Origin of the sequence: Caproiciproducens lactatisolvens (assembly GCF_052443335.1) — a bacterium.
Taxonomy (GTDB): domain Bacteria; phylum Bacillota; class Clostridia; order Oscillospirales; family Acutalibacteraceae; genus Caproiciproducens.
Map to the genome: position 1 here is coordinate 1,756,676 of NZ_CP195750.1, position 26,592 is coordinate 1,783,267.

Annotated in this window: 27 protein-coding genes and 1 tRNA gene; 17 read left to right on the top strand and 11 right to left on the bottom strand. The window is 50.8% G+C overall.

Going from position 1 to position 26,592, the window contains the following annotated elements; translation table 11 throughout:
- Positions 1–10: 10 nt before the first annotated feature.
- The 9 genes from ACRQV7_RS08675 to dhaS all read right to left on the bottom strand — a co-directional run bounded on the left by ACRQV7_RS08675 (position 11) and on the right by dhaS (position 11,227).
- The gene (locus tag ACRQV7_RS08675) at positions 11–748 is read right to left on the bottom strand and encodes a YggS family pyridoxal phosphate-dependent enzyme (protein ID WP_444657834.1); all 738 of its coding nucleotides are present in this window, start codon (positions 746–748) and stop codon (positions 11–13) included.
- Positions 726–2,015, bottom strand: coding sequence for an HlyD family efflux transporter periplasmic adaptor subunit (locus ACRQV7_RS08680; protein WP_444657835.1), 1,290 nt, complete (start codon positions 2,013–2,015; stop codon positions 726–728). The genes ACRQV7_RS08675 and ACRQV7_RS08680 overlap by 23 nt, the downstream gene beginning before the upstream one ends.
- Positions 2,012–2,962: a tRNA (adenosine(37)-N6)-dimethylallyltransferase MiaA gene (gene miaA / locus ACRQV7_RS08685; protein ID WP_444657836.1), complete on the bottom strand. Its 951-nt coding sequence runs from the start codon at positions 2,960–2,962 to the stop codon at positions 2,012–2,014. Before miaA ends, ACRQV7_RS08680 begins: the two co-directional genes overlap by 4 nt.
- A complete protein-coding gene (mutL, locus tag ACRQV7_RS08690) occupies positions 2,962–4,878 on the bottom strand; it encodes a DNA mismatch repair endonuclease MutL (protein WP_444657837.1) in 1,917 nt (638 codons plus the stop codon). The genes miaA and mutL overlap by 1 nt, the downstream gene beginning before the upstream one ends.
- A 24-nt stretch (positions 4,879–4,902) precedes the next feature.
- Positions 4,903–7,512, bottom strand: a complete 2,610-nt coding sequence (mutS, locus tag ACRQV7_RS08695) for a DNA mismatch repair protein MutS (protein ID WP_444657838.1) — start codon at positions 7,510–7,512, stop codon at positions 4,903–4,905.
- Positions 7,513–7,551: 39 nt separating this feature from the next.
- Positions 7,552–7,959 carry a YlbF family regulator gene (locus ACRQV7_RS08700; protein ID WP_275717168.1) on the bottom strand — a complete coding sequence of 136 codons (408 nt, stop codon included), beginning with the start codon at positions 7,957–7,959 and terminating at the stop codon, positions 7,552–7,554.
- Positions 7,960–7,981: 22 nt separating this feature from the next.
- Positions 7,982–9,451 (bottom strand): tRNA (N6-isopentenyl adenosine(37)-C2)-methylthiotransferase MiaB, encoded by a 1,470-nt coding sequence (miaB, locus tag ACRQV7_RS08705; protein ID WP_444657839.1) that lies wholly within the window; start codon positions 9,449–9,451, stop codon positions 7,982–7,984.
- A gap of 121 nt (positions 9,452–9,572) precedes the next feature.
- Entirely contained in the window at positions 9,573–10,535 is a 963-nt protein-coding gene (locus ACRQV7_RS08710; RefSeq protein WP_444657840.1) for a glycosyltransferase family 2 protein, read from the bottom strand.
- Positions 10,536–10,618: 83 nt separating this feature from the next.
- Positions 10,619–11,227 carry a dihydroxyacetone kinase transcriptional activator DhaS gene (gene dhaS, locus ACRQV7_RS08715; RefSeq protein ID WP_444657841.1) on the bottom strand — a complete coding sequence of 203 codons (609 nt, stop codon included), beginning with the start codon at positions 11,225–11,227 and terminating at the stop codon, positions 10,619–10,621.
- 193 nt (positions 11,228–11,420) lie between these two features.
- On the opposite strand from dhaS, the gene ACRQV7_RS08720 reads away from it, so the two are divergent.
- Positions 11,421–11,496: transfer RNA gene (locus ACRQV7_RS08720), tRNA-Ala, on the top strand.
- A gap of 173 nt (positions 11,497–11,669) precedes the next feature.
- Here ACRQV7_RS08720 and ACRQV7_RS08725 read toward each other — a convergent pair.
- Positions 11,670–12,557 carry a LysR substrate-binding domain-containing protein gene (locus ACRQV7_RS08725; RefSeq protein WP_444657842.1) on the bottom strand — a complete coding sequence of 296 codons (888 nt, stop codon included), beginning with the start codon at positions 12,555–12,557 and terminating at the stop codon, positions 11,670–11,672.
- A gap of 246 nt (positions 12,558–12,803) precedes the next feature.
- On the opposite strand from ACRQV7_RS08725, the gene ACRQV7_RS08730 reads away from it, so the two are divergent.
- From ACRQV7_RS08730 to ACRQV7_RS08800, 15 genes are all read left to right on the top strand, one after another.
- Entirely contained in the window at positions 12,804–14,012 is a 1,209-nt protein-coding gene (locus tag ACRQV7_RS08730; RefSeq protein WP_444657843.1) for an MFS transporter, read from the top strand.
- Positions 14,013–14,031: 19 nt separating this feature from the next.
- Positions 14,032–15,366 carry an acetyl-CoA hydrolase/transferase family protein gene (locus tag ACRQV7_RS08735; RefSeq protein ID WP_444657844.1) on the top strand — a complete coding sequence of 445 codons (1,335 nt, stop codon included), beginning with the start codon at positions 14,032–14,034 and terminating at the stop codon, positions 15,364–15,366.
- 370 nt (positions 15,367–15,736) lie between these two features.
- The gene (locus ACRQV7_RS08740; RefSeq protein ID WP_444657845.1) at positions 15,737–16,240 is read left to right on the top strand and encodes a CBO0543 family protein; all 504 of its coding nucleotides are present in this window, start codon (positions 15,737–15,739) and stop codon (positions 16,238–16,240) included.
- A 27-nt stretch (positions 16,241–16,267) separates the two neighbouring features.
- Positions 16,268–16,849 (top strand): CBO0543 family protein, encoded by a 582-nt coding sequence (locus tag ACRQV7_RS08745; RefSeq protein WP_444657846.1) that lies wholly within the window; start codon positions 16,268–16,270, stop codon positions 16,847–16,849.
- A gap of 13 nt (positions 16,850–16,862) precedes the next feature.
- Positions 16,863–17,423 carry a CBO0543 family protein gene (locus ACRQV7_RS08750; protein ID WP_444657847.1) on the top strand — a complete coding sequence of 187 codons (561 nt, stop codon included), beginning with the start codon at positions 16,863–16,865 and terminating at the stop codon, positions 17,421–17,423.
- Between the two features lie 117 nt (positions 17,424–17,540).
- Positions 17,541–17,966: a CBS domain-containing protein gene (locus ACRQV7_RS08755; protein WP_444657848.1), complete on the top strand. Its 426-nt coding sequence runs from the start codon at positions 17,541–17,543 to the stop codon at positions 17,964–17,966.
- 123 nt (positions 17,967–18,089) lie between these two features.
- Positions 18,090–18,290 carry a hypothetical protein gene (locus ACRQV7_RS08760; RefSeq protein ID WP_038324376.1) on the top strand — a complete coding sequence of 67 codons (201 nt, stop codon included), beginning with the start codon at positions 18,090–18,092 and terminating at the stop codon, positions 18,288–18,290.
- A gap of 336 nt (positions 18,291–18,626) precedes the next feature.
- Positions 18,627–19,298 (top strand): ECF transporter S component, encoded by a 672-nt coding sequence (locus tag ACRQV7_RS08765; RefSeq protein ID WP_444657849.1) that lies wholly within the window; start codon positions 18,627–18,629, stop codon positions 19,296–19,298.
- A gap of 14 nt (positions 19,299–19,312) precedes the next feature.
- Positions 19,313–20,080 carry a type III pantothenate kinase gene (locus ACRQV7_RS08770; protein WP_444657850.1) on the top strand — a complete coding sequence of 256 codons (768 nt, stop codon included), beginning with the start codon at positions 19,313–19,315 and terminating at the stop codon, positions 20,078–20,080.
- A gap of 173 nt (positions 20,081–20,253) precedes the next feature.
- Positions 20,254–21,702, top strand: coding sequence for an amino acid permease (locus ACRQV7_RS08775; protein ID WP_444657851.1), 1,449 nt, complete (start codon positions 20,254–20,256; stop codon positions 21,700–21,702).
- Positions 21,703–22,432: 730 nt separating this feature from the next.
- Positions 22,433–22,600: a hypothetical protein gene (locus ACRQV7_RS08780; RefSeq protein WP_275717139.1), complete on the top strand. Its 168-nt coding sequence runs from the start codon at positions 22,433–22,435 to the stop codon at positions 22,598–22,600.
- 73 nt (positions 22,601–22,673) lie between these two features.
- Positions 22,674–22,817: a hypothetical protein gene (locus tag ACRQV7_RS08785; protein ID WP_275717137.1), complete on the top strand. Its 144-nt coding sequence runs from the start codon at positions 22,674–22,676 to the stop codon at positions 22,815–22,817.
- A 226-nt stretch (positions 22,818–23,043) separates the two neighbouring features.
- Positions 23,044–23,256: a cold-shock protein gene (locus tag ACRQV7_RS08790; RefSeq protein WP_275717135.1), complete on the top strand. Its 213-nt coding sequence runs from the start codon at positions 23,044–23,046 to the stop codon at positions 23,254–23,256.
- Positions 23,257–23,440: 184 nt separating this feature from the next.
- Positions 23,441–23,593 (top strand): hypothetical protein, encoded by a 153-nt coding sequence (locus tag ACRQV7_RS08795; protein WP_275717134.1) that lies wholly within the window; start codon positions 23,441–23,443, stop codon positions 23,591–23,593.
- Between the two features lie 190 nt (positions 23,594–23,783).
- Positions 23,784–24,710 (top strand): Gfo/Idh/MocA family protein, encoded by a 927-nt coding sequence (locus tag ACRQV7_RS08800; RefSeq protein WP_444657852.1) that lies wholly within the window; start codon positions 23,784–23,786, stop codon positions 24,708–24,710.
- Here the strand turns inward: ACRQV7_RS08800 and ACRQV7_RS08805 are convergent.
- Complete coding sequence (locus ACRQV7_RS08805) at positions 24,707–25,903, bottom strand: HD-GYP domain-containing protein (protein ID WP_444657853.1); 1,197 nt, start codon at positions 25,901–25,903, stop codon at positions 24,707–24,709. The two genes, ACRQV7_RS08800 and ACRQV7_RS08805, sit on opposite strands and share 4 nt — an antisense overlap.
- A gap of 224 nt (positions 25,904–26,127) precedes the next feature.
- Between ACRQV7_RS08805 and ACRQV7_RS08810 the strand changes: the two genes are divergently transcribed.
- Positions 26,128–26,520 (top strand): hypothetical protein, encoded by a 393-nt coding sequence (locus ACRQV7_RS08810; RefSeq protein ID WP_444657854.1) that lies wholly within the window; start codon positions 26,128–26,130, stop codon positions 26,518–26,520.
- Positions 26,521–26,592 lie beyond the last annotated feature (72 nt).

The following is a 26,592-nucleotide window of genomic DNA, read 5'->3' on the forward strand; positions in this document are numbered from 1 at the left end:
CCTGTAATGATTATTGATTGTATATTCTTGGGCCAAACAGAGCAGAACCAATTCTAACCATATTGGCTCCCGATAAGATTGCCTGGGAATAATCGGACGACATGCCCATGGACAAGTAATCCATATTAACATTATCTATTTTTTTATCCCTGATGTCAATAAAATGTTGGAACATCTTTGAAAAATATCCCTGTGTTTCGCCGCTGTCCGCGTCTGCGGGCGGAATCGCCATCAAACCGCGGATATGGATCGCCGGCAAAAGCGAAATCTGCCCGATCAGATCGTACAGCTCCGGCGGCAGCACCCCCGATTTGTTTGGCTCGCTCCCGATATTGACCTCGATCAGAATATCGGTCGTAAGGTCCCTGGCAAGCGAAAGGCGGGAAATTTCCTTTGCCAGCTTAATACTGTCCACCGACTGGATCATAGAGACCTTCCCCACTATATTTTTCACCTTATTGGTCTGTAAGTGCCCGATAAACTGGAGCTCGCACCGGGAAAGCGAATAGGCGTCGTACTTTTCGCAAAGCTCCTGCACTTTATTTTCACCGATATGGTCGATGCCGAGCGCGATCCCGTGATTGATCACTTCCACCGGAACGGTTTTCGTGGCCGCAAGAAGCGTGATATCCTGCGGACGGCGTCCCGACTTTACGGCGGCGTCAGCTATATTGCTGCGGATCACCTTCAGATTTTCTTCCAAATCCGAAATCCGGCGGCCAAAATCATTTGACGACTTTTCCATCATATAAATCAGTCCCTTCCACAACTACTTCATCAAACAGCTTTACGGTTGAATCGGTCATCAGGTCCTCCTTCGGCGGGTCGGTCCGGCAGATGGCGTAATTCCCCGTACTGAACAGCGGAAAAATCTGCCTGAACTCTATTTCACTGCCATGCATGACATACACGCCCTTGATTTCCCTGGTAACCGAAGTTGCCTTGCCGTCGCTGTCTTTTCCTGTTTTCGTCACCTTGGCAAAATGAATCGCTTTCTGGCTCACACGGATTCCCGTATATTTTTCAATCTGAATCTGCGCCGTGGCGTTGCGGATCAGTGCCAGCGAAGAATTCATGCTGCTGCTCTGCAGAATAACGATCGCTTCGGTGTCTTTGTCCGCCTGATTCACCGCGGCGACCGTCGCAGGGACAGTCTGATGGGAAGCAAACGGAAACTGAATGGATACAGCGTCGCCCTCCTTGAACTTGGAGGCTTTGTCCGCCGCCGCCAGACAGGCGAAATACCAGTCGTAATCTTCACAGATCTTCCCGATGGAACCGCTTTGCTCCGCAGGCTTTTCCTTTTGCTTTTCCCTGAATTCCGCAGGTGTAATGGTCAACAGCTTGTCATAGTCGTAAACCGATTCATAGCCGTCCACGGAGCTGATAAAATAGCCCGACGCCGGAGCGGTAACAGAGCCGGTCGCCGCGCTGTTGGATTTGGACAGCGTCTCACGCTCCGCCTTCAGCGCGTTGATTCTGGTGTTGAAATTCGCCGTCTTATCCGTTACGATCTGGCGCTCGTTGATCAGGTAGAGCAAATCTTCGCGGCTGTTCGTCAGCTCGGTGTATTCGCCGGACTGGATGCAGTCCAGCAGATCCACCAGCTTCAGGTTAATCTGCGAGCTGATGGAACCGATGCTCGCCGCGTAGGTGTCCCCGGGCGTACTGAGTTTCTGCAGCTTGGAAATCTGGTAATCAAGGCCGGCAATCTGCTGCTGTGCCGCGGCGCTCTGTTCATTCGGGTAAATCTTCGCGACCGTGCCGCCCTTTGCCACCTTTCCCCCGTCGCTGATGCTGTAAGTAATCACGCCGTTGGTTTTGGTGTTCATCAGTTTTTCTTTCCTGACGGCGGTGCCGGTCACCTGTACGGTGTCCGCCGCGCTGGCGTAGGACGCCGTTTCCGTCTGGACCTTTGCGTAATGGGAGTTATAAATCTGATATCCCATATAAATAAACAGAAGGATGGCCACAACAGCCGATGCAATTCTTCTCAGCAGCGGACTATTCATCATTCCCATCCTTTCCGATCGACTATCCGGAATGCCTGTTGGATCACTCCGTCAAAATCCTCGTACTCATCCACCATAATCCAACGGATGTTTTCGTCACGGCGGAACCAGGTAAGCTGGCGCTTGGCGTACCGGCGGCTTTCCCGCTTAATGGATTCGACCGCCTCGTCCAGAGAGCACTCCGAACGGAAATACGGCAAAAGCTCCTTGTAGCCGATCGCCTGCAGCGCGGTCTGGGCGCCGGGCCGGTTCAGAATTTCTTCCGCTTCCGCCAGCAATCCGTCCTGTATCATCCGGTCCACCCGCAGATTGATCCTGTCGTAGAGCTTCTGACGGTCCTGAAAATCGAGGCCGATGATGCACGTGTCATACGGGGAAGGCGCTTGCCTTGACAGCTTCAGCTGTTCGGTCATTGTGACGCCGGTCGTACGGTAAATCTCAATGGCGCGGATCACACGGCTGAGATTGTTCGGATGAATTCGCTGTGCTGACGCGGGGTCAAAGCTGCGCAGCTCGTCGATCAGCGTCTGTACGCCCAGCTTTTCGGCCTTTTCGGCAAGCTCCTTTCTCAGCGCTTCGTCCTTATCGTCCTCGGTAAACCGTATATTTTGCAGGAGGGAGCGGATATAAAGCCCGGTTCCCCCCGCAATGACCGGCAGCCTGCCGCGCGCGTACACCTCCGAAATGCAGTCCGAAGCAAGCGAAACATAGTCCGCCACACTGAACGGCTGGGAAAGCGGCGCGAAATCGATCAGATGATGCGGCACACCGCGCATTTCTTCCGTCGTCGGCTTGGCCGTGCCGATATTCATTCCTTTGTAAATCTGCATCGAATCGGCTGAAATCACCTCGCCATTTCTGTGGAGCGCAAGCTCCACCGCAAGACGGCTTTTACCGGAAGCGGTCGGGCCGACAACCGCCGCAACCGGGATTTTATCTTTCCTGCTCATCATTGTATCCGCCCAAACTGGCGCTCCAGGTCTTTTTTCTTCATCACGATGGATACCGGCCGCCCGTGCGGGCAGTAGCGGATATCCTCATTTTCCATTCTCCTGGCGAGAGCGGCAAGTTCCATCGGCGAGCTCAGGTCCCCCGCCTTTACCGCCGCGCGGCACGCGACATTGTGGTAAAGCCAGTCCAGCTTTTCCGTCGTGATATCGTTTTTGGCCGACTGCAGGTAGCCCGCAATCTCCATCACCGTACCCGCAATATCGTCGTCGCCGAGAATCAGCGGGACGCTCCGGACCAGCACGGTGCCGGAACCGAAGTCGTCGATTTCAAACCCCGCCGCCGCGCAGACGTCCAGGGAATCCATGACCGCGGCGTACTCGTTTTTCTCCAGGGTAACGGCGACCGGCTCCAAAAGCATCTGCTGGTCGGCCCGGCCTTCCTGCGCCCTGAGCTTTTCGTAGAGCATCCGCTCATGGGCGGCATGCTTGTCGATAAAGACCAGTTCGTCTCCCCGTTCCAGAATAATATAAGTATGAAAGGCTTCCCCCACCAGCTTTTCCGGTTCCGGGGAATCGAGAGGTTCGACAGGTCCGGGTTCCGGCACCGCCGGATTCTCCGGCTCCACCATGGCCGCGGGCTCCGTGGCGGCGGGGACGGTCGCCTGATCTTCCTGTGTCACGGGAACCGGTTCGGTAAATTCAACATTTGCCGCCGCGAAATCCGTATGGAACGTCGGCCTGTGTGAATCGCTGACCGCGAAGCTGTACGCCGGCGCCGCGGGGCGAACCGCCGGGATCACCGGCACGGCCGGCTGCGGTTGCACAGCCCCAGCCGCGGGGGGAGCGGAAAACCGGATCTGAACCGGGGCCTTTGGCTGTTCGAAAACCGAAGTCCCCTGCTTTTGAAAGGCCATGACGTTTGGCGCGTCCCCGCGGTGAAGGGCGGTTTTGACACCGTGGTAAACCGCGTCAAACACCGGTTTTTCATTGATAAAGCGAACCTCTATTTTTGAGGGATGGACATTGACGTCCACCGCCTGATAGGAAATCCCCATATGAAGCACGCAGGCAGGGACCTTCCCCACCATCAAAGAACCCTTGAACGCTTCTTCCAGAGCAACCATCGCGGTGCGGCTTTTGATGTAGCGGCCGTTAATAAAGAAATGCTGCATGCTCCGGTTCGGACGTGCCGCGGCAGGTTTACTGATAAAGCCAGAAAGCTTTACACCGTTCAATTCGTATTCCACCGGAATCAGCCCCGCGGTAAATTCCTTTCCGAAAACAGCGTATATGGCTGATTTCAGCTTGCCGTCGCCGGGGCTGTTCAGCGTTTCGCGGGAATCACGGATGAACCGCACCGAAATTTCCGGGTGAGAAAGAGCCAGTCTGTCCATCACCGCGGCGATGGCGTTTGCCTCCGTAACATCCTTTTTCAGGAATTTCATGCGCGCGGGCGTATTATAAAAAAGGTCGCGCACCACAAGGGTGGTTCCCTGCGCGCAGCCCGCATCCTCACAGGTCTGTTCCACCCCGCCGTCGATTTCATAGCGCGTCCCCGCCAGCTCGCCCTGTGTCGCGGTCAGAAGCTCCACCCGGGCCACAGCCGCAATGGAGGCCAGCGCCTCGCCGCGGAAGCCAAGGGTGGAGATGCTCTCCAAATCGTCCTGGCTGTGAACTTTGCTGGTGGCATGGCGCAGAAAGGCAACCGCAACGTCGTCACGGGCAATCCCGCTGCCGTTGTCCGTGACCCGCATATAGGTAATCCCGCCGTTTTTTATTTCCACGGTAATAGAGGCCGCACCGGCATCGATTGAATTTTCGACCAGCTCCTTAATAACGGAAGCAGGGCGTTCCACTACCTCACCGGCGGCGATCAATTCCGCGATATGTTTGTCCAATACATTGATTTTACTCATGAAACGCCTCCTTTTACGGTGTTCCTATTTTGCGAGTGTGGCCAGCTCAAACAGCGTATTCATGCACTCGATGGGCGTCAGGGTGTTGACGTCCAGCTTTTTGAGCCTGTCCATAATTTCCGTCTCGTTCGGCGGAGTGATCACAAGCTGTAAATCTTCCTGCGTTTCCTCTTTATGCCCGCGCCTTTTCGGCATGGTCACCTGCTGCCCGCTTTCGAGCTCCGTCAGCACCTGTTTCGCACGGTTCACAATTTTATTCGGCACGCCGGCAAGCTTGGCCACTTCGATGCCGAAGCTGTCGTCCGCTCCGCCGCGCACGATCCGGCGCAGGAAGGTAATGTCGTCGCCGCGTTTTTTTACGGCAATATTGTAATTTTTCACGCCGTCAATCAACTCTTCCAGCTCCGTCAGCTCGTGATAATGGGTAGCGAAAAGAGCTTTCGCGCCCAAAAGCTGTTTGTTGGCGACATATTCCAGAACGGCGCGGGCAATGCTCATCCCGTCGAAGGTCGAGGTTCCCCGCCCGATTTCATCCAAAATCAGCAGACTGTTGCCGGTGGCGTTTTTGATGATGTCCGCAACCTCGGACATCTCAACCATAAAGGTCGACTGGCCGGAAGCCAGATCGTCGGAAGCGCCCACGCGGGTGAAAATGCTGTCCGTAATCCCGATTTCCGCATAGGAAGCCGGTACAAAACAGCCAATCTGAGCCATAATAACGATCAGTGCGATCTGACGCATATAAGTGGATTTACCGGCCATGTTCGGGCCGGTAATGATGGCGACCCGGTTTTCGTTCCTGTCGAGCGTAACGTCGTTCGGCACGAAAGGAGTATCGAGCAAAACCTCGACGACCGGATGGCGGCTTTCCCTGAGAATGATTTTCCCGTCCAGATTGACGATCGGGCGGACATAATGATGTTCCGCCGAAACCTGTGCAAAGGAAGTCAGCACGTCAAGCCTTGCAATCGCGTTGGCCGTCGCCTGTACGCGGGTCAGCTGCGCGGCTACATTGCTGCGGACGGCGTCAAAAAGCTGGAATTCCAGCTGTACGGACTTTTCGTGCGCGCCGAGGATTTTTCCCTCCAGCTCCTTTAGCTCGGGGGTAATAAAGCGTTCGCAGTTGGTAAGGGTCTGTTTGCGTATGTATTCCGGGGGCGCCTGATCCTTATAGGAATTGCTGATTTCAATATAATAGCCGAATACCCGGTTGTACCCGACTTTCAGCTTTGGGATACCCGTTTTTTCCCGTTCCTGCGCCTCGATCTGGGCGATGATTCCCCGGCCGTCGCTCATGTCGCCTTTCAGAAGATCCAGTTCCTCGCTGTAGCCCGGCAGGATCATGCCGCCTTCCCGAATGGAAAACGGAGGCTCTTCCACAATCGCCCGGTCGATCATCTGGCAGACGTCCTCCAGAACGTCGATATGCTGTTCAATCTCTGTAAGGAGGTTAGACTTTACATCTTTCAGCAGGGTCTTCAAAGCGGGCAGCCGCATGATTGCGGAGGACAGCGAACGAAGCTCCCTGCCGTTGGCGGAGCCGTACACGATGCGGGACATCAGGCGTTCCAGATCGTGGATTCCGGTCAGCTGTTCGGCGACGGCGTCGCGCAGAATGGCGTCCCCCGCCAGCTCCTCCACCGCGTTCAGACGGCGGTTGATCTGGACCGGGCTCAACAGCGGCTGCTCAATCCAACTGCGGATCAGGCGCTTGCCCATCGCCGTGCGCGTTTTATCGAGCACCCACAAGAGCGAACCGCGCTTTTCCTTGTTGCGCATCGTTTCCAGAAGCTCCAGATTGCGCCGCGCGTTCAAGTCCAGATGCATATACTGCGCACCGGTGTAAAGGTCTATCCCATTAATGCGCTCAATGCCCACGCGCTGTGTGCGTTTCAGGTAGGAAAGCAGCGCGCCGACAGCCTGAACAATCTCCGTTTTATCGGAAAGCTCCAGATCCGCAAGGCTTTTGGAATGGAACTGGTCCAGCACCAGCAAAGAACAGCTCTGCGCCTCAAACTCCGCGTTATCCAGCAGCTCCAGACTGGCGGAAAGCCGCTCCCGGATAAATTTCGGAAGCCCGGTCAGCTCGAGAGTGTTCTGATTGACGAGGATTTCGCGCGGCGAATAGCGGGAGAGCTCGTTTTTAATCTGTTCCGTCAGATCCCCGCCGGAAAGCGTGGTCGCGTGCAGTTCCCCGGTGGAAATATCCGCAAAGCAAATTCCCGCGCCCGCGCCCTCAGCGCAGAGCGAGCAGATAAAGTTGTTGCGCGCCTCGTCCAGCATGCTGCTTTCCAACACCGTACCGGGCGTAATCACGCGGATAATATCGCGTTTTACCAGCCCTTTGGCCAGCGCGGGATCCTCCATCTGCTCACAGATGGCGACCTTATAGCCCTTCGCGACCAGACGCGCCACATAGCTTTCATAGCTGTGGAAGGGCACGCCGCACATGGGCGCCCGCTCCTCCTGTCCGCAGTCGCGCCCGGTCAGCGTCAGCTCCAGTTCCTTCGATGCAAGTTTGGCGTCATCGTAAAACATTTCATAAAAATCACCAAGGCGGAAAAACAAGATTGTATTGGGATTTTGTTTTTTAATTTCAAAATACTGCTGCATCATGGGTGAAAGATTTGCCATAACCTGCGTTTCATCTCCAATTCATGACTTGACGGGGAATCAGTGACAGCCTCCGCAGGAGGAGCAGTTGCCGCCGCAGGAGGATTCCACGTAATCGGTGGTTTCCGGGTCCTCGCCGTCGGCGGACTGGCCGATGATGGCGCTGACGCGCTGAAGCAGAGCATCCATTTCTTCCTTGGCCCTGTTGTAAGCCGTCATATTCGGATTCTGCATGATCTGGGCGTAGACGTGGCGCAGCTCCTGATTGAGCACCTGCATTTTGTCGGAATCCTGCTCCGGCTTCTGGGCCTCGTTGTTGATTGCCATTCTCTTCAGGTTAAACTCGCCGATCAAATCCTGCAGCTGCTGATCATCGTCGCTGTTCTGCTTTGCAAGCTGCATATTCAGATAACGCTCGTCCTTCTGTATTTCCTTGCCGATTTCTCTCGCTAAGCTGATAATATCCATTTTGTTACTCCTTAATAATGATTTATATTGATTGATTAAAAGTATCAGAAACTCGCCGGGCGCCGGAGGGAGCAAGATGAAGTTCTCCGTTTAAAATCCAGTTGCGGGCGGAAGTGATCCTTACATCGGCAAAGCTGCCAATCAGGCTCTGGTCCCCCGGGAAATCGACAACGATATTGCCGTCGGTCCGCCCCGAAAGAAGGCCGTTCTTTTCATTGCGCTCTTCCACCAGCACCCGCTGGACTGTGCCGACCATCCCGGCGCAGCGCGACGCCGCGATCTGCTCCTGCGCTTCGCAAAGCTGCGCAAACCATTTTGACTTTTCCTGGGCGGGAACCGGGTCGGGCATCTTCGCCGCCCTTGTCCCCACGCGCGGGGAATAGAGAAAGGTAAACAGCGAGGTGAATTCCACCTCCTGAATCAGGCTGACGGTGTCGAGGAATTCCTCGTAAGTTTCGCCCGGAAACCCGACGATCACGTCGGAAGTAAGAGAAAGATCCGGAAGCTTTTCCTTGGCATAACGGATCAGATCGAGATATTTTTCACGGGTGTAGCCGCGGTTCATTTCTTTCAGCACGCGGTCGTTGCCCGACTGGAACGGAAGATGAAGGTGACGGCTGATATGCCGCCCCTGCGCAATCGTGTCAATCAGCTCACGGGTCGCGTCCTTCGGGTGCGAGGTCATAAAACGGATGCGGTAATCGCCTTCCACCGCGTCGAGCGATCTCAGAAGCTGTGAAAAATTCACCGGTTCGTCCAGATGCTTGCCGTAGGAATTGACATTCTGCCCCAAAAGGGTAATATCTTTGTATCCCGCCTTTACAAGGCCTTTGAACTCCTCCAGAATCGCCTCCGGGGTACGGCTGCGCTCCCTGCCGCGCACATAGGGCACAACACAGTATGAGCAAAAATTGTCGCAGCCATACATGACCGTAAGCCATGCTTTCGTGTTTCCGTCGCGGTGGACCGGCAGACCCTCGACGATTTGCCTGTCCTCGCTGTCGTCGCCGCGCGCAAACACACGGGAGCCCTGCGTAATTGTGGTAAATAAAAGCTCGGGAAGCTTATGAATCACATGGGTGCCGAAAACCAGGTTGACGAAAGGAAAGCTCTTCCGGATCCGCTCGGCGACATGCTCCTGCTCCATCATACAGCCGCAGAGGGCGATAATCAGGGAAGGATTGCGCCGTTTCACATTTTTCAGCGCTCCCACATTTCCGAAAACCCTGTCTTCCGCATGCTCGCGGACCGCGCAGGTATTAAAAATGATGAGGTCCGCCTCATCTTCGTGATCGGTAAAGGAAAACCCCATTTCCTCGAGCTGGCCCTTTATTTTCTCGCCGTCCGCAACATTCTGCTGACAGCCGTAAGTGTGTACCAGCGCCATGGGGACGGCGCCGCGCGCCCGGATCGCCATGATCTGAGAAACGTCGCTGATGAATTCAGCCTGGGAACGCGCCGGCTGCTCCTGAGCCGGAAATTTTTCTGCCAAAAGGATAGCCCTCCTATGTTGTATGGTATAACTGATTATATCATGTTGCTTTGGTTACTTCAAGAAAAAAGAACCAAAAACCCTGCCTCCGGACAAGCGGCGGCAGGGAAAGAAAAAAAACCTATTTTGCTTTATACATCCAAGGAATGGTGCGCCAGACGGCGATCCGGCGTTTCAGCGCTTTGTCCGTCTTCCTGCCCGCTGAAAGCAGCTTGTCGTATCCGGCGGCGTGCAGATAGCCGCGCACCGTGTTATAGCCCGCTCCTTCTTTCAGCATAATGTCCACCCCGTTCATGACGGTCAGCGGCAGCTTCTGGTGTTCAAACAGCTGGATCAGCTCCTCGTCTTCCCTGTGGGTGGTTTTGATGAAATCAAAAATTCGCAGCATGGCGTCGGCATGCTGGAATATATTCTTCCCAACCGGCTTCTGCTTGCCGCGTTTTAATTCATAGACGGTATCCCGTTTGATGACCGTCGGCGACTGCGCAAGCGTCTCGGCGGAAAGCAGGCAGCGGAAAACAAACTCCTCCGCGTATCCGTGGCTGCAGGAGTCGAAAAAATAGATCTGCCTGTCCAGCAGAAATCTGCGCCGGAGCATGATTGCGGAAATATCGATATGGATCGAATGGCTGAGGACGCCCTTTAGGTATTGGGCGCCGCTTTCCTGACGGATCGCCTTGCTGATCAGCCGGCGTTCCGCGGCATGGGCTTCCTCCTCGCTGATGCTGCCGAATACAAAATCGGCCGAGGTGCGCAAAGCCGTTTCCAGATATCCGCCGATAAAATCGCGGTACAGTCTGCGGGCGAAAATAAAAGTGAGATAATCTCCCCCGGACTTCTGTATCCCTGTATTTAAAGCCGCGGCGACGGTTCCGTCGCCGTTCTGAATGACAAAACCACGAAGCTTCAGTTCTTTGATCAGCTGAACGGCTTCCCAGACCGTCTTGTCCGCGGAGCCCATATCCACTACGATAAATTCCGCGTCCAGCCCGGCCGCCTGCGCGGCGATCGAGCGCAATACTCCCGATATTTCCTGTTCAACATTCTTTACCGGAACAATAATGGAAAGCTTTGTAATCTGCATTACCGAACCTCCTTTACCGAATCTGTTACCAGTATATCATATCGCGACGAATAGAAAAGATGAAAACTGACAGTTATCCGTTCCTAATTCGAATTACTTTCAGTGATATTCGCTTTTTTCTCCGCCGGATGCCCCTGAAAATAGCGTCCGGCCGTGTAGAGCTTGCTGTCGTCGATAAAATGCGTCAGGCGCAGAACAATTTCCTCCGGCTGCTGCTTCATGCCGCAGCGCGCCCACTGGATAACGACGCCTACAAGCCCGTAGGAATAGAATTCCGCTATAAAAACCTTGTCCTCCGCGGCGATCTGACCGCCCCGCGAAACGGTGTCCAGCATTTCGGCAATCAGATCCTTCGTTACATTGAAAAAATAGTCCTGAAAAGCGTTTTGTCCGGTGACGCTGAGAGCATTCGTATAAAAATACTGCTCATTCTTCATTGTTTTCAGAACATCAAGCACAACGTTGTTCCATTCCTCAAACGATCTGTGCTGCGTGACGGCGGAAACGACCTCATTGTAATAAATCCAGTCCACCAAATCATATTTGTCCTTAAAATGATAATAAAAGGTCTGACGGTTAATCCCGCAGTGTTCCACAATATCGGCAACCGATATTTTCTGGAGCGGTCTTTTCTTCATCAATTCCTTTATGGAAGCTGCAATCGCTTTTTTAGTGATCAGTGAATCAGACATGGTTTATTCTCCTGAAATACATGAGGACGATTATGTATGAAAGTTCGCACCCTGAATGAATGATTTGTTTCCATTTTACCAGTATTATTATATTTTTTCAATATGGCTGTAAGGAATCCAATTTTTTTACAATAGTACTTGCATTCTCCCAGAAAGTATGATATTATAACAAAGCTGTTTTAAAATAACGTATGGGGCATTAGCTCAGCTGGGAGAGCGCCACACTGGCAGTGTGGAGGTCAGCGGTTCGATCCCGCTATGCTCCACCAAAACAAAAAATTAACAAAAATCCAGGAACCATCAGGTTCCTGGATTTTTGTTTTACCTGGAATTGTACTGGAAGGAAGAATGTCAACTTCTGTTCAAGTAAGAGCGGGAGAAACACAAAAAGAAGTCCCTTCCACAGCGGTAAGGAACCCTTTTTCTGACCCTTCGTGCTGCTTTACGGGGACTGCTTCGATTTGCCGCATATTTTTAAAAAATGCTGCATGGGTATGGTCAGAAACTTATCCGTGCGGTAAATGACGGAGAGCGCCCAGGGAAATTCCGGGTTCTTCAGATGGAGCTGACACACACGGTCGGCGTACAGCTTATCGATCAGGGGCTTGGGCAAGATGCTGACGCCCTGATTGTTTGCAACCATCTCCAACAGCAAATCCCATTGGGAGCTTTCAAAAACGATATTCGGCGTAAAGCCCGCGGCTTTGCAGCGCTCCAGCATTACATCGTAATACATATAATCCGGAGAAACCATTAACAAACGTTCCGCCTTCAACGCCCCGAAGTCCACGCAGCTTTTGGCGGCAAGCGGATGCTGCTTGGGGACGACCAGCACGGCCTCCGAGTGAAAAACGGTTTGGCTGTAAAACTTGCTGTCTGAAAACGGTTCGATCACCACGCCCAGATCGAGCATTCCGTCGTCCACCAGATCCCGGATCGATTTGGAGGTGATCTCCGTAATCTGTAAATCAGTTTCCGGGTAAGCCTTCCGAAATTGATAAATCAGGGAAGAAAAATAGATGGTTCCGGCGGACGGCGGAAGGCCGAGCGTCAGGGTCCCGCCCGAGCAGCGAAGCCGCTGCTCCAGTTCCTGCGTCTGCGTGTGATAATAGTCCAGCAGCTTTGTTGCGTATTCATAAAATGCCAAACCGTCCTGCGTAATCACAAGATCCTTCGCCCGGCGGCCAATGAATTCCGCCTGAAATTCATTCTCCAGCGCGCGAATGGCCTTGCTCAGGGTCGATTGGCTGACAAAAAGCTTCTCCGCCGCTCTTGTAAAATTGCGTCGTTTGACCACTTCCACATAGTAAGCCAGCTGAACCATCGTCATTGGGGATTTCCTCCTCAATTGTTTACTCTGTCTTCATTATACCTGGAAATCCTGTGATTGCAATCCTGAAATTGCTGATCAAGGCACGCTTTTGTATGAAATTGATTCATACGGGTATGAATTTTTTGTATTTTTCCTCTGAAAAACACCGTGTTATGATAATGATGAAGAAATGCTTTGGCCAAAGCAGACGAAATTGAACAACTGCTTGCATGCGGCTGTATGCAAGCGAGAGGAGAGGTATTTGTGCAAGAGCAAGAGAGAAAAGTATCTTCCGTCAGAGCCATACTGATTGAAACGGTGATGTTTTTCACATACGCGTTTTTCGCTGTAAACTGGGTGGCAGGCAGCACGCTGACACCGCAGATCATGAAATATTTCAATCTGCAGTCATTTGCTTCAGCAACCTTCATTTCCAACGCTATTACCATCGCAAAAATCATCGGTAACTTCATGGCTGCCGGAATTCTTGTCAAACTGCTGCCTAAAAAGGCGATCGGCTTGGGTTCCGGGCTGATTGTCGCGGGCAGCGCGCTGGCTGTGCTGGCGCCGCAGTATTGGATTTTCATTTTGGGCCGCTTCCTTATGGGGTTTGGCGGCGCGTTGTACGTAGTTTATTTCAGTCCCGTTGTCATTCACTTTTTTACCCCTGAGAAGCGCCCGACAGTCAATGCGCTCAATAACGTGGCCTACAATGTCGGGGGAATCATCGCAATGCTGATCGTCGGCCCGGTCATCCGCTGGATGCAGACCTGGCAGTACAGCATGGCATTTTTCGCGGCAATCAGTGCCGTATTGTTTATCATATGGCCGGTTTTGGGAGAGGACTTTGAGCTGAACCGTTCATCCGGTGCGGACACGGAGAAATATACCATAGGGGATGCGATCAAAGAAAAAATCAACTGGTTGCTGCCGCTTACCTATTCCGGATTACTTACCTTCTACATTGTGCTGCTCAATATTTTCCCGATTTCCGGCGTAACCGCAATCAACTCTAAAACACTCAGCACCCTGGTGGCGGTCGGCGGCGTCGCCGGCTCCATTCTTGCGATCATGCTGTCCAAGGTATACTTCAAGCGCCTGCCCGTGATCCGTTGGAGCGGTCTTGCCATGACCTTGTTCGGCGTGCTGATGTTCAACACGAAAAACGGTATGCTTTCGATGATCGCCGCCTTCGCCATCGGCGTGCTGATGTTCCTGCCGGTCACCTCCCTCGTAATGATTCCGCAGGAATTGCCGAACATGTCCCCCGCAAAGCTGACGACCATTATGGGGCTGTTCTGGGCGCTGTCCTATATAATCGAATCGGTGGTGTTCTATCTGATCGGCATTGTGATCGACAAATCCGGGTATTCGGCCGGACTGACCATCGCGCTGGTGATGAGCGCAACCTTCTTCCTCGGATCGTTCCTTCTTCCGGAAACAGGGCGCACGGCAAAGGAAAAGAAGCAGTAAATATAGAAAGGAAATTTTCATGAAATCATTTGAAGAAATATACCGTGAGAAAAAAATGACCGCCGAACAGGCGCTGGAATTGATTCAGGACAACGACTATATGTTTTCCGCCCAAGCGGCCGGGGAGCCCGAGGCGATTCTTGAAAAATTGCAGCATCTTAAAGAGACCGGCGTAAAAAATACGGTCCTGAATACCTGCCTGCCCCTAAAGTATTATGAGGCATTCAAGGATCCTGAAATGAAGGGGGTCATGGCGCATAACGGCTGGTTTTTCAATGCCGGTCTGCGCGACGCACAGACCAAAAAACTGGTGAGCCACGTGCCCCAGAGCTCCACCTCTATTCTGCGCAAAACCCTTGACCGCATCGCTTATGAAAACCGACGCCCCGTGGTGCTGGCCACGGTATCCCCCATGGACCGGCACGGCTATATGTCCCTGTCCGTCAGCGCGATTTATGAGCGGGACCTGATCGATAAGGGAGCGCTTGCCATTGTGGAGGTAAACCCCAATTATCCCCGCACCTTCGGCGACACACAGGTCCACATTTCCGAGGTTGCGGCAGTTGTGGAATCCGACCGACCCATCTTCAAAAGCAAGCTGGCTCCCTATACCGAAACGGATGCGGCAATCGGCAGATATATCGCCTCGCTGATCGAGGACGGCTCCACGATTCAGCTGGGAATCGGCAATATCCCGAATGCGGTGGCGACGGAGCTGAAAAGTAAGCACCACTTGGGAATCCACACGGAAATGTTTACGGAAACCATGGTGGATTTGATTGAATGCGGCGCAGTGGACAATTCCCAAAAGGGGCTGCTCAACGGCTACTCGGTCTGCTCTTTCACAATGGGCAGCCAGAGGCTGTACGACTACATCGACAGCAATCCCTCTGTTTTGTTCAAATCCTGCACCTTTACCAACGACCCGTACACCATTGGGAAAAACAACAAATTTGTTTCGGTGAACGCCACGCTGGAGGTTGATCTTACCGGCCAATGCGCTTCGGAAACAGTCGGCCACACCCAGTGGTCCGGCACGGGCGGACAGTCGGAAACCGTGCAGGGCGCGCAGATGTCTCCCGGCGGCAAGTCGATTATCGCCATGCACTCCACCTATACCACCAAGGATGAAAACGGCAAAGAGGTCCTTCATTCAAAGATTGTGCCGTTTTTGAAGAAGGGCTCGGCTGTCACCACATCCCGCAACGACACGGATTACGTGGTGACGGAATACGGCATTGCCTGGCTGCGCGGGCTGAATGTAAGCCGCCGAGTCGAAGCGCTCATCAACATTGCGCATCCGGACTTTCGCGAGGAACTGCGCCGTCAAGCCGAAATAAACAGAATTTGGTAAAAAACTGCTTTCTCTCGTATAGCAACACCCCCTGCTGTAGCTGATTTCCTACAGCGGGGGGTGTTTTGTCATTCTATCATCTATGAAAATAGATTTCTCCGCCGTGAAAATCCGCCTTATTTATTTTTGTTGTATAGAAAATGGGACGGCCGGAGAAATTATAGGAAGCGTCCCTTTCTACTAAATTGCATTTCTTAAACAGCAAAAAATACAGGAACAAACTATCTACAGCAATTCCATTTCAGTTTGCGAGACAAAACGCGTTCCTCCCCCGCCTTCGGCGGGGGAGGAACGCAACCTTGTTGCAGAAACAACTGGGAAATGCTGTAAAGTACTATAAAAATTCCAATTTGTGAGGACGTGTAAAATTTTGACGCTTGCCATCATGCAAATCGTATTTTTAGGACTTTGCTATAAGTGGAGCGATTGGAAGAACTGGAAACTGTATTACCCGACAATGCTTTTTTATATTATTGGAAATCTCACGGAAGACATTATCACCTGCAAAAAACCTTTGTGGCTCTACTATGGCTCAACGTCGATCGACCGATTAGCCGATTATCTGTTCGGCTTTCTGATTTTCCCCTGTGTGGTAATCCTGTTTTTATCAAAATATCCCAAGGGAAAAATGAAGCAGATCGCGTATTTATGTGCATTTATTGCCATGATGTCGTTTGTCGAAATTGCACTTTATATTCATGGAGAGATACAATATTACAATGGATGGAATCTCTGGTGGTCCGTTTTGCTTTACATTGGAGTATTCCCATTGCTGCGGATGCACTATAAACATCCGATATGGGCATGGGTAATACTGTTTTCATTGGTGACCGGAGGAGTATTCTATTTTAAAATTCCTTTAACAGATTTATAACGGAATATATAAATAAGGAGAAAACCAATGTTTGCGAAAGAGTTTGCTACCCCAAAAAGCGTAGACATTCAAAGGGAATTGACGGATATTCACATTAAAGAATGGCTGCGGGAAGACGTATTCCATTTTAAATGGTGGTTTTTGATTGTTTTTCTTGTAATTCTTGCATTGATCTGGTGGGTGATGCTTGATAAATCGAGATCGCTGGAAATCTGCCTGTTCGTGATTTTGTCCGCCATCGTCTTTATGGGAATCAACGAATACGGAGAAGAATTGACGTTATGGGATTATCCGATCGATCTTATCCCTATATTCCCGCCGTTATCTTCCGTTAATTTAATAAGTTTTCCCCTGATTTATTCACAGGTTTATCAGCGCTTCGGCGAGGGCAAAAGATTTGTGTACGCAGTGATCATAACATCGGCTGTCATTTGTTTTCTGTTTGAGCCGCTCCTTACCTGGGCAGGATTCTATTATCTGATTCACTGGCAATACTATTTCAGCTTTCCGATCTATACGATAGTGGCAATCTGCATAAAAACAGCGGTAAAGAAAATTTACGCGATCAGGGAAAAAAATCAGATCGGTGTCCCGGTGAATCGAAATTAAGGAGCGAATGCAATTGATACCGAATAATATGCTGGCAAATGCCGACATACAATGGAGATTGACTTCTGCACGCTTTGAAGAATGGTTTCAGACCGAGCTGCTGCGTTTCAGGTGGTGGCTGCTGCTGCTGGTGTTTCTATTGTCCGTCGTTGTCTGGTGGAAAACGGTCGATAAATCCAGGTTGAATGAGATTGTTTTGTATGCGGGTATCGTAACCGTGATGATTCTGATTCTGGACGAGTTGGGAGAGGAAATGACCCTCTGGGATTATCCCGCGGAGATATTTCCGCTCTTTCCTCCCATAGCGGCGATCGACCTGGCAAGCCTGCCTTTGGTCTACTCTGTTATCTATCAACATTTCAGGACATGGAAAAGCTTCACGATCGCCTCGGTTATCATGTCCGCTCTCTCGTGTTTCGTCCTTGAGCCGCTTTTTGTTTGGAGCGGCATCTATCAAATGATTACCTGGAAAAGCTATTATGGGCTGCCGCTGTATTTCGCCATAGGGATCTGTTCAAAAGCAATCATGGCGAAAATATTCAGAACGCAGGCAAACCATTCAGGTCAGCTTTGAATATGGCTTTTCTCGGTTCGTCCTTCCTCTATGCACAGGCGATATTTGATGCATAAAATTTATAAACCGGTAATAATTCCGCCCATCAAAGGGAAACCTAACGCTGAGGTGAGGATTATGAAAGTAAAAGAAATTATGTCAACAAAAATTGCAAGTCTGGATTCAAATGATTCCATCGAAAAGGCCGCGCAGTTGATGAAGCAACACGATGTGGGTTCCATCCCTGTATGCAGTCAGAATAAGGTCATCGGCATCGTCACCGACCGGGATGTCGCCCTGCGGGCGACGGCGAACGGCGGAAACGCGAAACAGACGGTCAGGGATATCATGAGCTCCGATCCGGTCGTCGGAAGCCCCGATATGGATGTCCATGACGCCGCCAGAATCATGAGTGAAAAACAGATCCGCCGGCTTCCCATTGTGGACCATAACAGCCTGATCGGGATGGTCGCGCTGGGTGACATCTCCCTTGAGCCCACCCTGCAGGACAATGCCGAAGAAGCCTTAAAAAATATTTCTCAGCCCAGCCACGGCAGTATGTGAACACGCGCCGTCCCATAGAATGCACCCCAAAGTCTGAAATCGATAAGGGGTGCATTTATTATGCAATAAATTCTGTGATTTGGATAAACTAAGGATAGTATCAAAATTAAGGAGGACGACCAAATGAGCGATATACAAAAACGCAAATTGAAGCTGAACGATCAGGATTCCTTTTTCTATACGGACAACGTCATCTCCTCGACGGAATGCACCGGCCTGATACAGACTCCCCCGGTGTCCGAAGGGGAAGCTGAATCCTACACGGAAATTTACCATATTCCGAAACCGGAAAATGAAGAAAACAACGGCCTGCAGCACGAATAAAGAAAATCGAAAACGATCCCACACCTCAGCATCATTGCATATCATAATACTGAGGTGTGTACTATGTTAAGATTCCCTTATATCTGGTGGTGGTTCCCTCCCCGTCGTCCGAGGATTCCATACTCGCGTCCTTCGCGCAGGTGGATGCGGCCACGCGGCCACCGCTAACAGTTCTGTCTTTTCGCCGCCGTTGATTTTTTTGATTCATCGGCGGCTTTTTTTGTCAGGTATTTCCTTAGATTGGATAAAGCGATTGACTTTTTCCCACAGACTGATATAATAAACAGGAAATTTGCGCTGTATCCAACAACGGAACAGCAGCAGGAGGTAATAAAAGTGAATAAACAATCCGCAAAGTATGGGGACTTTGTCCTGACGGCGCTGTTCGCCGCCATCATTCTCGTGCTGGCTTTCACACCGATTGGTTTTATCAATCTGGTGATTATCAAAGCCACCATCATCCACATCCCGGTCATCATCGGCTCGATTGTGCTGGGGCCGAAACGCGGGGCGATTCTGGGCGGTATTTTTGGCCTGACAAGCCTGCTCAGCAACTACATGACTCCGTCCGTGCTCTCTTTCGCGTTCTGTCCCTTCATTCCCGTCCCGGGAACCGCGCACGGCAGCCCTCTGGCCCTTGTGATCTGCTTCATTCCCCGCATTCTGGTTGGTGTTGTGCCGTATTATGTGTATCAGTTTGCGCAGAAGCTTTCAAAGAACAGCTCCAAGGGAGAATATCTTTCCCTTACGCTTGGCGGAATTTCAGGGGCTCTCACCAACACCGCGCTGGTAATGAGCCTGATTTATTTTCTGTTTAAAGAAGCCTATGCGACCGCCAAATCCATTCCGGTCAGTGCGGTAATCGGCGTCGTGCTCGGCATTGTCGGAACAAACGGCGTTCCTGAGGCTCTTGTGGCCGCCCTGATTACCGTTGCGGTATGCAAGCCGTTGCTGAAGCTGCGGAAAAAAGAATATGCCGGAATTCAAAATCTTCCGAATAGAAAATAAGCAGGTGATTTTTTATGATTCTCGCCGTTGACGTTGGGAATACGAATACCGTCCTGGGCTGTATGGATGACAATGAAATCCACTTTACCGCACGCTTTGCCACGGACCGTGCAAAGACAAGCGACGAATACGCGATTCTGGTGCAGAGCCTTTTTATGGTAAACCGCTGTCCCTTCTCAAAAATAGAGGGCGGAATCATTTCCTCGGTTGTCCCGGAGCTTTCTGTGGTTTTACAGGACGCGATTGAAAAATTGACAGGGAAAGTCTCTCTGATTGTCGGTTCCGGCGTAAAGACCGGGCTGAATATTCTGATCGACAATCCGGCGCAGCTCGGCAGCGACCTTGTGGTGGACGCGGTAGCCGCCTACGCCGGGTATCCAAAGCCCGCCATTATTTTCGATATGGGCACCGCCTCGACTCTCTCTGTTTTAGACACGCGTGGGAACTACATCGGCGGCATGATTATGCCCGGCGTACGCGTCGCTATGGAAGCGCTTTCCAGAGAAACCGCGCAGCTTCCGCACATCAGTTTAGAGGCGCCGAAGAAAATCATGGGAACAAATACTGTGGACTGTATGAAAAGCGGCGCTATCTTCGGAAATGCCGCCATGCTGGACGGGGTGATCGACCGCATTGAGGAAGAATTGCACCAGCACGTGACCGTCGTGGCTACGGGCGGGCTTGCGCACCATATTGTTCCCTACTGCAAGCGCAAAATCATCTGGGACAACGACCTGACTTTAAAGGGTCTGTACATCATTTACAAAAAAAATATCAAATAACCTGCAGGGGCTGAAATCACCGGATTTCAGCCCTTCCTTTATCTTCATTCCGATGTATGGACAGAGGTTCATCGTGCGCCGAGGAAAAAGCTGACAGCCCGGATCAGGAAAAATCCGGACATACTATCTTTGTTGAGAAACAACAGAGAGATTTTATGTACGGAGCTGGGATTATGAAGAAAAAAGAAAAGGGACTGTCCGCATGGCAGCTTACCATGATGGCGCTGGGAACGGTCATAGGAGGTTCCTTCTTTCTTGGCTCGTCGGTGGCAATTCACGCCGCGGGTCCGTCGATTTTACTGTCTTATATTTTAGCCGGGTTTCTGGTTTACTTTATCCTGTTCGCACTGTCCGAAATGACCGTCGCCAATCCCGACGCGGGCTCCTTCCGCACCTTTGCGGCCCAGGCGTACGGGCAGGGCACAGGGTTTGTCGTGGGATGGGTGTACTGGACGGGAATGATTCTCGCCATGTCCAGCGAGGCCACCGCCGTGTCCATCCTTGTCAGGGAATGGGTACCGAATCTTTCCATCCCGCTGTTCGGAAGCCTGATCATTATTATTGTAACCTCCCTGAATCTGCTGGGCGCGGATAAACTCAGCAGGCTGGAAAGCGGATTGGCGGCGATCAAGCTGCTGGCGATCGTTTCCTTTGTGGTAATCGCCGCTCTGCTGATTGCCGGGCTCTTCCCCGGAAGCCCGGCGATCGGTACGGGAGCGCTTAGGAAGGAGCCCCTGATGCCGGGAGGAATCAAAGGGATTGCCGGAAGCATGCTGATTGTCATGTTCGCCTATGCGGGTTTTGAGATTATCGGCCTCGCTTCTTCGGAAGCGGACAATCCGCAGGAAACCGTTCCGAAAGCAATCAATGATACGGTGCTCTGTTTGGTCGGATTTTACATTCTTTCCGTCGCCGTGCTTCTCCCCCTGATTCCGACCGCCGATATTAACGAAGAGACGAGTCCTCTGGTCGCCGCCCTGAACAGAAGCGGAATCGGATGGGCCGGCACCGCCATGAATCTGGTGCTGATGACTGCCATCCTGTCCACCATGCTGGCGGCCATGTTCGGTCTTGGACGGATGATGCGTTCGCTCGCGGAGGAGGGCCTTGCCCCCATCTGGCTGAAGGATCAGAACGATGTTCCCCGCCGCGGAATCCTGTTTTCAGGTTTTTCCATGCTGGTGGGGCTGGGACTCGGCCTGCTGTTTCCGAGAGTTTACCTGTTTCTGATCAGCTCCGGCGGCTTTGCCCTGCTCTTTACCTATACGCTCATCATGGCGACCCATATCCGTTTTCGCAAACAGCACGGCTGTCCGCCGAACGGGAAATGCCAGGTAAAGGGATATCCCTATACCTCCCTGCTTGTCCTGATCGCCCTGATCGTGATTATGGTCAGTATGCCCTTCGTTCCCGGACAGGCGTCCGGCCTGATGGCGGGAATTTTTATGGTCATTTTTTATTCGCTGTGCTATGTCGCAGTCAGGCTGTATTCTCTTTCGAAGCATCCGGAGCTTTCCCGCGGAAACGCGGTAAAAAAGGACTTTCAGGAAAATCTTTCGGCGGAATTTTCCAAAGAGCTTACCCCGACAAACACGAAAAACAACGACGGCAATCGGAAATAAGCCGGTTTTTTATTCGAAACCACATATTTCCATGTTTTTAATTTGTTAACATTAATTTCTCAGAATTTTAAAAGCTGCTTCACCTCACAGACATAAGCGAACGGTATACTTTTCATTGTTCCGAAAAGGTTTTTGCTCCTCCTTTGTATAAAGATATTATGATTACTGCCGTACGCCTGTCGGCACAGACGGAATACCGAACCGACAGGCAGGCAGACTAACAGCAGGTTCCCCTATGGGGATTCACATATACTCTTTTTCATTTCCCTCTTTTTTGTCCGTCTGAAAACAGGCGGTACAGGCGGCTCACACCGGTGATACGGTATGGGCCGCTTTTATTTTACGTTGGAACCTTCTTAACTCTGTCAGCTGCATATTATAGAGAGTAAGGAGGTGTAATCAGTATGGCAAGAGGATTCTTCCCCTTCTGGTGGTGGTTCCAGCCCAGAAGGCGTCCGCCAAGGCCGCCTCATCCGCCGGGACCGCCCCGTCCGCCAAGGCCGCCCCATCCACCGGGACCGCCCCATCCGCCGGGACCGCCCCGTCCGCCAAGGCCGCCCCATCCACCGGGACCGCCCCATCCGCCGGGACCGCCTCATACTCCCGGCAGGCCGGGACGCCAGCGGGGACATTAAAAAGCAAAGCGGGGGCAACACACCGCGCTCAAAATAAATTTCCATTCATAAATCAAGCGGTTTCGTAAAAATTAATCCTGAGGTGATTGATTTTTATGAATATTCCGTATTGCGGCTGGAATAAAAACGACAAAAATGATCCGTTTGAAGCCGGCGACTATGATTTTATGGAGTACAACGAAAAAGAGGCAGAAAAAGACGACAGTGACGAAGAGAATTCTTATCAGGATTTTCTTCGGAACGACCGGAGCCAGCCAAACTGAAAAAGCCGTCCCGGAATCCGGGACGGCTGTATTTTTTACAGAGGAAAGGGAATCCTACTCGCGAGGTGATAATATGGCTGATATAGGGCCCGCAATAAAAAGCAAGTTCGACTCCCTGTCAAAGGATCTGAAAGAAGAAATTATGAAGAGAGATGTCAAAATCAATTCCATTCAGGATTTGATTAAGTGCCTGGACTCCATTGTCGCAGAGGGGTAACCCTCTGCTGCTTTTTCAGAGGCCGCAAAAATAGAAATACATTAAAATTTCTAAATAATCGTTGGCTGCGCTTGACTTCTGCTGTTTTTGTGCTATAATGGATAAGTATTCTAAATGTACCAATGGAACTCGCATATTTATGTAAGTCATTGACCGTTTAATGATTTACATAAATGTGCGGTTTTTTATTTTACATGCGGATATAATATATTTGGAGGTGCTTTTTATGAATAAAGGTACGGTAAAATGGTTTAATCAGGATAAAGGATTTGGGTTTATTTCCAACGACGACGGCGGGGACGATGTGTTTGTCCATTTTTCCGCAATTACCGGTCAGGGATATAAATCTTTAACGGAAGGCCAGAAAGTTACTTTTGACACCGAGACAGATCCTCGCAACGGGAAATTGAAAGCTGCCAATGTTACTGTCGTACAATAACATTTCCTTTCCGTCCGGTTTACTGTAGCGAATGCTTTTTTAGGCAAAGATAACTGAAGAATGCCGATTGCTGAAGTACGCCGTTTACGGCGTACTTTTTTGTCAATATTTCTCTTTCTTCAATCACACTATGGATTTATATTTCTATGTTATAATAAAAGAAATACATTCAGGAGGTGCTCTATTGAATACAAAGAAAAAAGCAATGCTGAAAAGCAAATTAGTGGTATATAAGGTTTGCTATCAGCAGGCTGAAAAACAGAAGGACCATACCCGCATGGATAAGATTGAAGTTTTCATAGACGAACTCCAGGAAGAAATCGATAGTATGGACTGAATGGACGGCACGTCCGTTCCCAATAACTGCCTCCGCTTGGTTGAACCAGATGCGGCTTAAAAGCTACGCCTGTTTTCGAAGCCGGAGGTCTTTTTCTGTCTGCAGACTGCCGTTGATGCCTTAACGCGTCATTGATATCGTTTTTGCACTGTGATAGAATGAAAAAAACAAATATCAGGAGGCCGCCGCCATGTCAAAAATTCGTGTTGGAATGATCGGACTTGGAAATATAGCGCAGAAGGTTTATCTCCCGTTTCTTTCGGCTGAAAGGAACTGGACTTTTGTCGGGGGATACAGCCCTACGGAATGGAAAAGGAGCCAGCTGTGCGGCATGTACCGGATCAAAGCGTTTCCCGGTCTGATGGATTTGCTGGGGGAAACGGACGCCGTATTCGTATCTTCGCCGACAAAGTCCCACTATGAGATCGTTTCAGAGGCTTTGAAGCACGGCAAGGACGTGTATGTAGATAAACCGCTTGCGGCTACCTCCGACGAAGCGGAGCAGCTCGCGGAGCTCAGCCTGCGATACGGCAGAAAGCTGATGGTTGGGTTCAACCGCAGATTTGCGCCGATGTATGTCCGGGCAAAAAATCTGACGGGCGCCGGAACGGCGCTGATTCGGCTGGAAAAGCACCGGGCGGATTCCATCCGGCCCGAAAATTATAGAATCACGATGCTGGACGACTATATTCATCTGGCAGACACCGCACGCTGGTTCGCTGATCCTGAAAGTGGCAGTCAGATCGGCGGTTCCGTCAGGGTGAATGAAAATCAGGAACTGATTTTTGCCCAGCACCAATATAAGGCGGAAAACGGCTGTGCCGTATTTCTGGACATGCACCGGAAAGCCGGTACCAATCTGGAAAGGATCGAGGTTCTCACCGAAGGGACACTCGTGCGGGTCAGGGATATGGATACTTTTGAAACCGAAACCGGGGGGAAAACGGAAACGGAAACTCCGCCGGCCTGGGAAACCATTTTAAAACGCAAGGGATTTGAAGGGGCCATTCTCCATTTTATCAATTCCATTGAAGGAAATACCCAACCGCTGGTAAACGGCGAGGAAGCATTGAAAACCCAAAGGCTTCTGGACGCGATGATGCATATCGGAAGTTAAGCAGTCGCGCAGGCCGATTCAAAAATGGAATCGATATCTTCTACAATGGAAGCGTCAATCAGGCCGTGCTCCGACATGTTCCGCATCAGCGCAATCGCCCTGCTGTGCGGCATAGCCGGACGGTACGGCCTGTTTTCCGTCAGGGCCTGATAGATATCCACACAGCACAGAAGCCGGGAATGAAAATCAAGCCTGTTCCCGTCAAATCCATACGGGTACCCTTTCCCGTTCAGCTTTTCATGATGGTTGGCCGCCCAGTCGGCGATCTCTTCAAACCCTGTGATTTCTTCCAGCGTTTTGCGGGTATAAAACGGATGGGACTGTATGACCGCAATCTCATTCGCATCCAGAGTACCGGGTTTGTCCAGAATTTCATTAGGTATCATCAGCTTTCCCAAATCGTGCAGATCGGCGGCAATCCGCATTTTCCAATAGGTCTCTCTGTCAAATTCATAATAATCGCACAGAATCCCGGTCTTCTCACTGATCCCGCGTGAATGCGAACCGGTAAACGGTGACTTCGCGTCAATAATATTGCTGAATATTCTGGAAACCGTGCGCATTTCCTGATAGCTGAACTCCCTGTGGACGGTGGGGGTAACTATGCGCAGCGCCTGGAACACGAAATTGTCATCCATATTCAGCCAGAATTCAATATTTCTGCTCAGCTCCAGAAAAACATCGATGAAAGTCTGATCGAAAATCGTGGATTTCTGAACCCGGGCTTCAATATCGGCAGGCTTTCTTCCTTCGGAAAAATAGATGGCGACGGAATCAGCCAGAGCGATAATCCTTGAAAACATCGGGATTTCCTTGCCGGAAATGCCGAAAAATCCGTTGCCGTCATAATGTTCGTGATGATAGAGAATAACATTTGGTATTTTATGAAAAAAAGGGAAAAAATCAATGTTCTTCTCCCCCTCCACACAATGCATCCTGTTGAGCTCCGCTTTTTTGTAATTTTCAGTGCCATCCATCTGGATCAGCGCTTTGGTCACGCCGTTATCGTGCAGAAGCGAATAGGAAATCAGGTCAAACAATTCCGTATTGGATAAATTGATTTTCTGCCCGATTCTTGCGGCAATATAAGCAACCCTTCTGCCGTGATTGGTAACATCACTGATTAAGTCCTTTTCTACAAAGTCAAGCGTATAGGAAAGAGAATTCAATAGTTCATTCACATTAAAATCCATGATCACAATCTCCATGTTTGCAGTTTGGTAAATTATAACATTTATTTTATAATAATACAAGAAATGACTTTTTATGACCATATAGCAAAATTTACAGGTTCTGAATCTGAAAAATCCACTCGTGCTGCACAAACCTCCCTTTCCCCCTGCGTCTAAGCAAGCGGAAAAGCGGGCATATTCCTGACAGAAATATCCTTTTTATTTGTTCGGTCAGGAGGATTTGTATGAAGAAAAACAAAAAAAATTTCTGGTTTATTTTTTTCACCGTGGCCATTCTGTCTTTCACGCTGCTCTATCTCGGTATAAAATATCTGCTCGGGAATCCGGTCACACTGCAGAATATTGCTGCATACGTCATTCTTTCCCTGATTTTCGGCGCCGTTTCCTCTGCTTTATATCTGCTGCAGCTGAAAATCATGTGCTCTGTCTTCGCCCTGGGGCTTTTCGTGGGATACCTTGTTATGTTCCGGACATTTCTGGGGAGCAGAAGCGGCTGGGAGGACCTGGCCGGCCTTTTATCCCTGTTCACCTGGATGGCCATCGGACTTTGCGCCGGCACCGCATTGCAGTTTCTCTCCTATTTTTATCATAAAATCAGGTATCGCGGAAAAGGCTGAACGTTTTGTCATGCCAAAGGCGGATGCATCATAAAATTTGATAAGAATCATAATTGGAAGAGGTGCATCCTT